Source organism: Roseomonas sp. TAS13, assembly GCF_001950415.1.
Taxonomy (GTDB): Bacteria; Pseudomonadota; Alphaproteobacteria; order Acetobacterales; family Acetobacteraceae; genus Roseomonas; species Roseomonas mucosa.
Window position 1 is genome coordinate 1 of record NZ_BDLP01000151.1, and the last position, 10,336, is coordinate 10,336.

The 10,336-nt window shown below is 68.3% G+C and carries 7 protein-coding genes; 5 read left to right on the forward strand and 2 right to left on the reverse strand.

The features are described 5' to 3' along the window. Nucleotides 1-171: 171 nt before the first annotated feature. The gene (locus ROTAS13_RS12975; protein ID WP_075822552.1) at nt 172-585 is read left to right on the forward strand and encodes a hypothetical protein; all 414 of its coding nucleotides are present in this window, start codon (nt 172-174) and stop codon (nt 583-585) included. Here the strand turns inward: ROTAS13_RS12975 and ROTAS13_RS12980 are convergent. Next, nucleotides 540-938 (reverse strand): hypothetical protein, encoded by a 399-nt coding sequence (locus ROTAS13_RS12980; protein ID WP_027297341.1) that lies wholly within the window; start codon nt 936-938, stop codon nt 540-542. The two genes, ROTAS13_RS12975 and ROTAS13_RS12980, sit on opposite strands and share 46 nt — an antisense overlap. 390 nt (nt 939-1,328) lie before the next feature. Between ROTAS13_RS12980 and ROTAS13_RS12985 the strand changes: the two genes are divergently transcribed. Genes ROTAS13_RS12985 through ROTAS13_RS13000 form a run of 4 tightly spaced genes read left to right on the forward strand, consistent with a single transcriptional unit; the run spans nt 1,329 to nt 8,687 of the window. Continuing rightward, nucleotides 1,329-3,167, forward strand: coding sequence for a class I SAM-dependent DNA methyltransferase (locus tag ROTAS13_RS12985; RefSeq protein ID WP_027297340.1), 1,839 nt, complete (start codon nt 1,329-1,331; stop codon nt 3,165-3,167). Beyond that, complete coding sequence (locus tag ROTAS13_RS12990; RefSeq protein WP_027297339.1) at nt 3,164-4,222, forward strand: virulence RhuM family protein; 1,059 nt, start codon at nt 3,164-3,166, stop codon at nt 4,220-4,222. The genes ROTAS13_RS12985 and ROTAS13_RS12990 overlap by 4 nt, the downstream gene beginning before the upstream one ends. Then, the gene (locus ROTAS13_RS12995; protein WP_027297338.1) at nt 4,219-5,571 is read left to right on the forward strand and encodes a restriction endonuclease subunit S; all 1,353 of its coding nucleotides are present in this window, start codon (nt 4,219-4,221) and stop codon (nt 5,569-5,571) included. The genes ROTAS13_RS12990 and ROTAS13_RS12995 overlap by 4 nt, the downstream gene beginning before the upstream one ends. Further along, nucleotides 5,568-8,687 carry a type I restriction endonuclease subunit R gene (locus ROTAS13_RS13000; RefSeq protein ID WP_027297337.1) on the forward strand — a complete coding sequence of 1,040 codons (3,120 nt, stop codon included), beginning with the start codon at nt 5,568-5,570 and terminating at the stop codon, nt 8,685-8,687. Before ROTAS13_RS12995 ends, ROTAS13_RS13000 begins: the two co-directional genes overlap by 4 nt. A gap of 52 nt (nt 8,688-8,739) precedes the next feature. Here ROTAS13_RS13000 and ROTAS13_RS13005 read toward each other — a convergent pair. Then, nucleotides 8,740-10,336: AAA family ATPase (locus ROTAS13_RS13005; protein ID WP_171979098.1), on the reverse strand; the 1,597-nt coding region annotated here is incomplete at its 5' end.

A 10,336-nucleotide genomic window follows, 5' to 3' on the forward strand; every position in this document is an offset into this window, starting at 1 on the left:
CTCGGTGTCGAACGTCACCGGCCATCTGCGTGCCCTGCGCGTCGCGGGGCTGGTGGTCCGCATCGGCTGGGGCCGGTACGCGCGGGCCGACATGCCCGGCCTGCCGCCCCCCGGGGAGCGCTGCCTGCGGCGCCCCCGCACCCTCCCGAAGCCCCACCAGGAGGCCATGCCATGACCTTCGTCTCGCGTCCCACCGTGATCCGCTATGCCGGCCCCGACCACCCGCACTTCATCACCGAGCGCGACGTGCGGGCGGCCCTCGACTTCCTGGTCGCGGTCGAGCCGGCGAAAGCCGCCTCGATAGCGGAGTTCGAGGCGGCGCTGGCCCCGCGCCGGAGCGAGGTGGAGATCGCGATGGGCACGCTGCGGGGCTTCGCGGAGCAGACCGATCCGCTGAAGCTGGAGGCTCTGCAACGCGCCTACGCCCTCCTGGTCGACGAGCCGCCCTACCGGGCCCCGGGGGTGGCGGCCGTGGTCAGGGGCGCGCTGCGGCAGGCCTGGAACGGGGTCGGTCCCTGGCCGGAACTGAGCGCCCTGCCTCAGCGCGCGGCCGCGCCGACGGGGATCTGCGCCACGGCCCAATAGGCCTGCGCCGTCAGGTGGAGGCCGTCGCCGCCGGTGACGGCGCGCGTCTCGATGAGGCGGTCGCCGAGTGCGTGCGCGATCGCCAGGATCGCCCGCCGCGCCCCATCGCCACGGGCCGGCAGGATCCAGGTGACGGAGCGGGCGACCACGGCGGCGTGGACCGCCGCCAGATTGTCCAGCGTATCGGAGCGACCTCCGTCGTTGGCGCCAAGTGAGATCAGTACCGCGTCGGCCCGGACGGGCGTGGCGGCATAGGTCCGGGCGAACTCGGCGCTGCCGATGCCGATCCTGGCGCGCATCTCGCAGCCGGGGGCGTGGCGGGCGGCGCCGACAGCCAGGCTGTCGCCCAGCACCCCGCAGCGCCGGCCGCTGCCTCCCTCCTGCCCAACGGCGGGCTGAGCAATGAGCGCGAGCAGAACGGCAAGGAATGAGCACATGCTCGAAGAAGACCGCGTGTCGATGCGAATGCCCTGCGGCGGCAGGCCGGGCGTCTGCGACGATGGCGGTTCCGCTGTCAGGTCGCGCCTCCTCGCGGACTGCCGCACCTTGGGGTGGCAACCGGCGACGATGGGAGCGCGGCGTGGGTCACCGCTATTCCGGCCTGCCTCTCGACCCCGCGGCGGGCCAGCGACATCGGCCGCTCCAGGTCCCATGCACCCCGGGGGCCGTGTTCAGGGCGGAACAAATGCGGCTATAGTGAATAACACCTTCGAATCATTCGCTTAGCCGCCAGGATCCCGCTCTTGAGCCAGTCCGTCTCCCTTTCTGCCCTGATCTGGTCGGTCGCTGACCTGTTGCGTGGCGACTACAAGCCCTCCGAGTACGGTCGGGTGATCCTGCCCTTCACCGTCCTGCGCCGCCTCGACTGCGTGCTAGCCCCCACGAAAATCGCCGTCCTGGCCGAGAAGAAGGCGCGGGAGCCGCTGGGGATCGACCCGGAGCCCTTCCTGCTGCGCGTGGCGAGGACGAGCTTCGTCAACACCTCGCCCCTCGACCTGAAGACGCTGATGGGCGACCCGGACAACCTGGCCACCAACCTGGCGGCCTACATCCGCGGCTTCTCCACCGCCGTGCGCGACATCTTCGAGCGGTTCCGCTTCGCCGAGCAGGTCGACCGGCTGGCCAAGGCCGGGTTGCTCTACCAGGTCACCGAGCGCTTCGCCGGCTTCCCCCTGCACCCGGATCAGGTCAGCAACCACGACATGGGGCTGGCCTTCGAGGAGCTGATCCGCAAGTTCGCCGAGGTGTCGAACGAGACGGCCGGCGAGCATTTCACGCCGCGCGACGTCATCCGCCTGATGGTGAACCTGCTGTTCATCGAGGACAGCGACATCCTCACCCCCAACACCAGCGCCGTCCGCACCATCTACGACCCCACGGCCGGCACCGGCGGCATGCTCTCGGTCGCGGCCGAGCACCTGCTGGAGCACAACCCCCAGGCCTCGCTGACCATGTTCGGCCAGGAGCTGAACGACGAGAGCTACGCCATCTGCAAGGCGGACATGCTCATCAAGGGCCAGGACGTGCGCAACATCGTCCCCGGCAACACCCTCTCCGAGGATGGGCACGCGGCCCGCAAATTCGACTACATGCTCTCCAACCCGCCCTTCGGAGTGGAGTGGAAGAAGGTGGAGAAGGAGGTCCGCAAGGAGGCCGAGCAGAAGGGCCATGCCGGCCGCTTCGGGCCGGGGCTGCCACGCATCTCGGACGGCTCGCTGCTGTTCCTGCTGCACCTGCTGAGCAAGATGCGGCCGGCGGCCGAGGGCGGCAGTCGGATCGGCATCGTGCTCAACGGCTCGCCGCTCTTCACCGGCGGCGCCGGATCGGGCGAGAGCGAGATCCGCCGCCATGTGCTGGAGAACGATCTGGTGGAGGCGATCATCGCCCTGCCCACCGACATGTTCTTCAATACCGGCATCGCGACCTATGTCTGGATCCTGTCCAACCGCAAGCCGGCGGCGCGGCGCGGGCTGGTGCAGCTGATCGACGCCTCGGCGATGTGGAGCAAGATGCGCAAGAGCCTTGGCTCCAAGCGCAAGCAGATGGGCGACGATCTGACCGACGAGGTCACCCGCCTGTTCGGCGAGGCGGCGGAGGCGCAGGTGGCCAGCGTGACGGATGCCGAGGGGCGGGTGAGCCGCGTGGTGGTGCGCGCGGGTGAGGCGCCGCCCCCGGCCCCGGAGGGCGGCGCGGTGAAGCTGGCGCCGATGTCGCGCCTGTTCCGCAACGAGGCCTTCGGCTACCGCACCATCACGGTGGAGCGGCCGCTGCGCGATGAGAAGGGCGCGGTGGTGCTGGGCCAGAAGGGCAAGGGAAAGGGCAAGCCGCAGCCGGACAGCGCGCTGCGGGACACGGAGAACGTACCGCTGACCGAGGATATCCAAGCCTACTTCGATCGCGAGGTGAAGCCGCACGCGCCGGATGCCTGGATCGACGAGGAGAAGACGAAGGTGGGCTACGAGATCCCCTTCAACCGGCACTTCTATGTGTTCGAGCCGCCGCGCCCGCTGGAGGAAATCGATGCTGATCTGAAGCAGGTGACGGACCGTATCCGGGCGATGATCGAAGGGCTGGCGGGATGAGCAAGGCACCCCCGCCTTCCTCCCTGCTGCTCTACCAGACCGAGGACGGCCGTACCCGACTGGAATGTCGCTTCGCCGAGGACATGCTGTGGCTGACCCAGGCGCAAATGGCGGAGCTGTTCCAGACCACCGTGCAGAACATCGACCTGCATCTGCGGAACATCTACGCGGAGGCCGAACTGACGCCGGAGGCAACTATCAAGTCCTACTTGATAGTTCGAACCGAGGGGAAGCGGCAGGTTTCCCGCGCCATCCAGCATTACAGCCTGCCGGCCATCCTTGCCGTCGGCTTCCGGGTGCGCAGCGCGCGCGGCACCGAGTTCCGCCAATGGGCGACGGCACGGCTGGAGGAATACCTCCGCAAGGGCTTCGTGCTGGATGATGAGCGGCTGCGGAACCCGCCCGGGCCGGATATGCCGGATTACTTCGATGAACTGCTGGAACGCATCCGCGACATCCGCGCCAGTGAACGGCGGGTCTATCTGCGGGTGCGCGAGATCATCGCACTGGCCGCCGACTATGCGCCGGGGGCGGCGGAGACCCAGGCGGTGTTCCAGGTGGTACAGAACAAGCTGCACTTCGCCGCCACCGGCCAGACGGCGCCGGAACTGATCGCCAGCCGCGCCGATGCCACCAAGCCGAACATGGGCCTGACGGCGCGGGCTGGCGAGCGGGTGCGCAAGGCCGATGTGACGGTGGCGAAAAACTACCTGACCGCGCCGGAAATCACCGAGTTGAACCGCATCGTGGTGATGTTCCTCGACTTCGCGGAGGACCAGGCGCGGCGCCGTAAGCAGGTTTTCCTGGCCGACTGGAGGACCCGGCTGGATGACTTTCTGCGCTTCAACGATCGCGCCGTGCTGCCCCATGCCGGGCGGGTGACGCGGGAGGAAGCGGACCGCAAGGCCGCCGTGGAATACGAGGCGTTTGCTGCCCGCCGCCGTGCTGCGCTGGAAGCGGAAGGCGAGATGGAAACGTTGCGGCAATTGGAAGGTGCGGCGAAGGCCCTGTTGAAGCGGCACAAGCCGAAGGCTGGCGGAGAAGGCGAAGTATGACGTTTCCCGCGTATCCGGAATATCGGGAGAGTGGAATTTCTGCCATGGGCAACATTCCGCGCCACTGGGCTGTCATCTCGTTCAAGCGCGCTGCGACAATTTCCTACGGTCTCGGACAGCCACCAGAATATCACCTCGACGGAACCCGCTTCCTCCGCGCAACCAATGTGAAGCGTGGTGAACTGAGCACCGAGGGACTGGTCTACGTGGACGAAGCGGCGTTGCCGGAATCTCGAGTCACGCGACTGGCGCTTGGGGATATCGTGGTGGTCCGGAGCGGCGCCTATACGGGCGACTCTGCGATCGTGACCGCAGACTGGGTTGGTGCAATCGCTGGCTTTGACATGGCCGTTCGCATGAAGCCCGGAATAGCCCCCGCCTTCGCGGCGGCGGCGCTGTTGTCGAAGTATATGCTTGAGGCACAGATCAACCTGTTGCGGCTCCGAGCGGCGCAACCGCACCTGAATGCGGAGGAACTGGGCAATCTTTTGTTCGTGTTGCCCCCGCCCGCCGAGCAATCCGCGATCGCCGCCTTCCTCGACCGCGAGACCGGCAAGATTGACGCGCTGGTGGCTGAGCAGGAGCGGCTAATCGCGCTGCTGAAGGAGAAGCGGCAGGCCGTCATCTCCCAGGCCGTCACCAAGGGCCTCGACCCCAACGTGCCGATGAAGGACTCCGGCGTGGAGTGGCTGGGGGAGGTGCCGGCGCATTGGGAGGTGAAGCGACTCAAGCATCTGATCCTGCCCGGAACCAGCATTTCCTATGGCATTGTTCAGCCCGGTGACGCGCAGGACGAAGGCGTTCCATTCATACAGACGACCAACATGACAAGCGCTTCGTTCGATCTTGATTCGTTACAGAAAACGACCGCAGAAATTGCAGCGGCTTATCCACGCACCTGCCTGGAAGGCGGCGAGGTCATTCTTGGAATCCGAGCATCGATCGGTTCTTGCCATGTTGTCCATAAGGAGCTCCACGGCGTAAATCTATCTCGTGGCGTCGCCCGCATCGTAAGCAATGGAACAGTTACTTCCGAGTTTCTCGTTGCCTTTCTGCGCAGCAAGAGCGCCACTGAGTACTGGGCATTGATGCGGCAGGGCTCGACATTCAACGAGGTTTCCATCGAGACGGTGAAGGAAATCACTATCCCAATGCCTCCTGTTGGCGAGCAGACGGCGATCATTGCCTTCCTGACCGAAGCAAGCTCCATCGTCGATGCCCTTACCGCCGAAGCTGAACGCGCCGTCACCCTTTTCCGCGAGCGTCGCGCCGCTCTGATCTCCGCCGCCGTTACCGGTAAGATAGACGTTCGCGACCTAGCCGCCGAGCATCCGGCGGAGGCCGCGTGAGCCTTCACAAAGAGATCGCCTTCGAGGAGGGCATCTGCGCCTACCTGGCAGCCCATGGCTGGTTCTACGAGCCGGGTGCCGCCACGCACTACGACCGTGCCCATGCCCTCTTCCCCGAGGATCTGATCGCCTGGGTACAAGCCACCCAGCCCGAGGCCTGGGAGAGCCTGAGCAAGACCCACGGCCCCGCCGCTTCCACCACCCTGGCCGACCGCCTGCGCACCGCGCTCGACAAGCAGGGAATTCTGGCACTGTTGCGGGACGGGCTGGATGTGGTGGGCCTCAAGCAGCGCCTGTCCCTGTGCCAGTTCCGCCCGGCGCTCGGCATGAACGAGGCGCTTCAGAGCCGTTACGCCGCCAACCGGCTGCGGGTGGTGCGGCAGGTCCGCTACTCCCTGCAGGGGGAGGACTGCCTGGACCTCGTACTGTTCCTCAACGGTATCCCGGTGGCCACCGCCGAGCTGAAGTCGGACTACACCCAGTCCGTCGGGGACGCGATCGACCAGTACCGCTACGACCGGCCGCCCAGGGTGCCGGGCCGGAACCTGCCGGAGCCGCTGCTGAGCTTCCCCGGCGGCGCCCTGGTCCACTTCGCCGTCAGCAACAGTCGGGTCGCCATGTGTACCCACCTCGCCGGTCTGGACAGCACCTTCCTGCCCTTCGACCGGGGACAGGACATGGGGGCCGGCAACCCGCCCAATCCGCACGGTGCCCCCACCGCATACCTGTGGGAGGAGGTGTGGCAGCGCGACAGCTGGCTGGAGATCCTCGGCCGCTACCTGGTGCCGGTGAAGGACGACAAGAAGCGCCTCAAGGGCTGGATCTTCCCCCGCTTCCATCAGCTCGACGCCACCCGCCGGCTGGTGTCGCAGGTGCTGGCGGACGGGCCGGGGCAGAAATACCTGATCCAGCACTCGGCCGGCTCGGGCAAGACCAACTCCATCGCCTGGACGGCCCACTTCCTGGCCGACCTGCACGACGCCGGGCACCGCAAGCTGTTCGACACGGTCCTCGTCGTCTCGGACCGCACGGTGCTCGACAAGCAGTTGCGCGAGGCCATCGAGGGCTTCGAGCGCACGTTGGGCGTGGTCGCGACGATCACCGGCGAGGGGGCCAGCAAGAGCCAGGAGCTGGCCGCGGCGCTCAACGGCGGCAAGAAGATCGTGGTCTGCACCATCCAGACCTTCCCCTTTGCCATCGCCGAGATCAGGCGGCTCGCCGCCACCAGCGGCAAGCGCTTCGCGGTGATCGCCGACGAGGCCCACTCGTCCCAGACCGGCGCCACGGCCGGGAAGCTCAAGGCCGCCCTGTCGCCCGAGGAGCAGGCGGCCCTGGCCGACGGTGGCGAGGTCGACATGGAGGACCTGCTCGCGGCCGAGATGGCGACCCGCGTCCTGCAGGACCGGCACATCACCTACGTGGCCTTCACGGCGACGCCGAAGGCCAAGACGCTGGAGCTGTTCGGCCGGCGCCCGCACCCCGAACAGCCCGCCGGGCCCGGCAACCTGCCGGTCGCCTTCCACACCTACGCCATGCGCCAGGCGATCGAGGAGGGTTTCATCCTCGACGTGCTGCGGAACTACACCAGCTACAAGCTGGCCTTCCGGCTGACCCATGGGGGCAGGGAGGTCTCCGAGGCCGAGGTCGATGCCGGCGAGGCGCGCAAGGGCATCATGGGGTGGGTGCGGCTGCACCCCGTCAACATCGCCGCCCGCGTCCGGATCGTGGTGGAGCACTTCCGGCAGAACGTGGCCCACCTCCTGGGCGGGCAGGCCAAGGCCATGGTGGTCACGGCCAGCCGAAAGGAGGCGGTGCGCTGGATGCGGGCCATGGAGAGCTACGTCCGGCAGCAGAACTATGGCATCGGCTTGCTGGTCGCCTTCTCGGGCGAGGTGAACGATCCGGACAGCGGGCCGGAGCCCTTCACCGAAACCAACATGAACCCCGCCCTGCTCGGCCGCGACATCCGCGAGGCCTTCGCCACGCCGCAATTTAGCGTGCTGCTGGTGGCCAACAAGTTCCAGACCGGCTTCGACCAGCCGCTGCTCTGCGCCATGTACGTGGACCGCAAGCTGGGCGGCATCCAGGCCGTGCAGACCCTATCACGGCTCAACCGCGCCTATCCCGGCAAGGACACCACCTACGTGGTCGACTTCGTCAACGAGCCGGAGGAGATCCTGGCCGCATTCCGGCAGTATCACACCACGGCGGAACTGGGCGGCACCAGCGACCCGAACATCGTGCTGGACCTACGGAACAAGCTGGACGGCCAGGGCTGCTACGACTGGCATGAGGTCGAGCGCGTGGTCCGGGCGGTCCTCCGTCCGCAGGCCACGCAGGCAGACCTAGACGCCGCCATCGGACCGGTCAGCAACCGGTTGCTGGTGCGGTTCCGGCAGGCACAGGGAAGCGCCAAGGCCGAGCCGGCGGGCAGCAGGGCGCAGAAGGCCGGCAAGGACGAGGTCGAGGCGTTGCTGCTCTTCAAGCGCGACCTCGGCACCTATGTCCGCGCCTACGAGTTTCTCGGGCAGATGTTCGACTACGGCAACACGGACTACGAGAAGCTCTACCTCTTCGCCAAGCTGCTGCTGCCATTGCTGGATTACGGGCGCGAGCGGGAGGGGATCGACCTCTCGGCCCTGAAGCTGACCCACCATCGCATGCGCGATCTCGGGCAACAGAAACTGAACCTGGGTGGCGACAAGACGCCGGACCCACTTCAGCCCATGACCGAGACCGGCTCGGGGGCGGTCCAGGACAAGCAGAAACTGCGTCTGGCCGCCATCATCCAGGCCATCAACGACCTGTTCGAAGGCGACGTCACCGAGGGCGATGCGGTGGCCTACGTCGATACCGTCATCAAGGGAAAGCTGCTGGAATCGGAGACCCTCAAAGCCCAGGCGACGGCCAACACCAAGGAACAGTTCTCCAATTCGCCCAGCCTCCAGGACGAGTTGATGACGGCCATCATCGACGCGATGGCCGCGCATCAGAGCATGAGCACCCAGGCGCTGGGTTCGGAAACCGTCCGGGCCGGCATCCTCTCGGCCCTGCTCGGCCCGGGGGCCTTGTGGGAGGCGTTGCGCGGGAAGGCAGCGGCGCCTCCCGCGGCTTGAGGCCGACCAGGGCCTGATGTTCAGGACGAGATGACGCCGGGCTCCCCGATCCTCATCCCATCCCCGCCGAGGGGGTCGACGGCTTCGCCACCCCCTCGATCTCCCGGCGCGCCACCTCCGTCTCGACGCGCAGCCGCCGCAGATGCTCCTCGGCCGCAGTCGCCGATCCTCCGCGCATCAGCGACAGCGCCGCGTCCAGGGCGGCGATGCTGCGCGGCATCGCCGCCTGCAGGGCCACCGCCTGCCGGTGCTCCCGGATCTCGCGGCCGAGGTCGCGCCCCTGGTGCTCGGCCGTCTCCACCAGGTGCTGGAAGCGGATGAAGGACAGGGTGGCCTTCTCCCTGCCCTCCCGGATGTCGGAGAGCAGGTCGCTGCCGAGCGGCTTGTAGGGCTTCTGCGCCAGCCCCTCTGCCGCCTTGGCCCAGAGATCCTCGCTGGTGATGGGCGTGGCGTCGCCCAGGGCGCGGCCGCGCTTGACCGCCTCGAAGGTGGCCGCCTCCGAGATCATGGTCCAGGTCGTGCCCTTCGCCCGGCTCTCGGCGACGTAGCCCTTGAAGGCGGTGACGCCGGCGGTGCCGCGCGGCAGGGCGTTGATGTGCTCGCCCGAGGTGATGCCCTGCGCCGCGTCCACCGTCAGGGCGTGCCCGAAGCCCAGCAGCAGCCGCCCCGTCGCCCCGTCCGTCAGCCGGCGCCACTCCACCTCGCCCACCCGCCCCGTCTTGTCGCGCAACAGCAGGCCGGCCTCGGTGCGGCCGAGCACCGTGACGGTGTCGCCGTTGCTGCCGAAGTTCGCCACCTTGCCGTCGATCCGACCCATGGTCCGCCGGAACAGGCGCACCCTGTCGCCCGTGGCGATCGGCAGGTCGTAGGTCTCGCCGCGCTGGTCGATGGCCCGGTAGACCACCTCGTCGGCGCCGATCTCGCCGCGCGCCCGCATCCGCGCGCGCACCGCCCGGCTGATGTCGGCCACGTCCTCGTTGGTCGGCGCCGAGACGGTCACCTCCAGCTTCGAGCCAGCGGCCAGCAGGGCGTCGCGCCGGGCCAGGTAGTGGTCGGCGATCTGCTCCACCACCTGGTCCTGGTCGCCGCCCAGCAGCCGGGCCGAGCCGTCGCCCCGCGCCCGCTTGCGGGCCAGCGCCTCGCCCGCCTGCCCCTCGCGGAACAGCCCCGCGATCTGGCGGTCCTCCAGGCTGCGCTGCCGCACGGTGTCGAGGATCTCCGTCTGCTCCGCGCGCGGCAGCGCCCGGCGCATCAGCTCCACCGCGTCGCCCGCCTCGATCGACTGCGCCTGCTCGCGGTCGCCCAGCACCTTGAGGGTCATGCCGGTGCGCGCCTGCACCTGCAGCAGCGTCAGCAGGGCGCGGGGGGCGACCTGGCTCACCTCGTCGATCACCAGCACCGTGTTGCGGGTCGGCACGATCCGCCCGGCCTCGATGGCCTTCAGCAGCGGGTCCATGGCCAGGGTCTGGCCGATGCCGGCCTCCCCCAGGGCGCTGGCCTGCCGCCAGGCCGTCGCCGTGCCGATCACCTCCCGGCCGCCCGCGGCGAAGCGCGTGTCGGCCTGCCAGGCGGCGACCAGCGGCCGCAGCAGCGTGGTCTTGCCCGCGCCGGCGACGCCGGTGAGCATCGACAGCGCCCCGCCCTGGCCC

What these genes read in the sequence shown, in the direction of transcription:
- ROTAS13_RS12975 (WP_075822552.1), top strand. Translation starts at nt 172, where the DNA reads ATGACCTTCGTCTCGCGTCCCACCGTGATCCGCTATGCCGGCCCCGAC.
- ROTAS13_RS12990 (WP_027297339.1), top strand. Translation starts at nt 3,164, where the DNA reads ATGAGCAAGGCACCCCCGCCTTCCTCCCTGCTGCTCTACCAGACCGAG.
- ROTAS13_RS12995 (WP_027297338.1), top strand. Translation starts at nt 4,219, where the DNA reads ATGACGTTTCCCGCGTATCCGGAATATCGGGAGAGTGGAATTTCTGCC.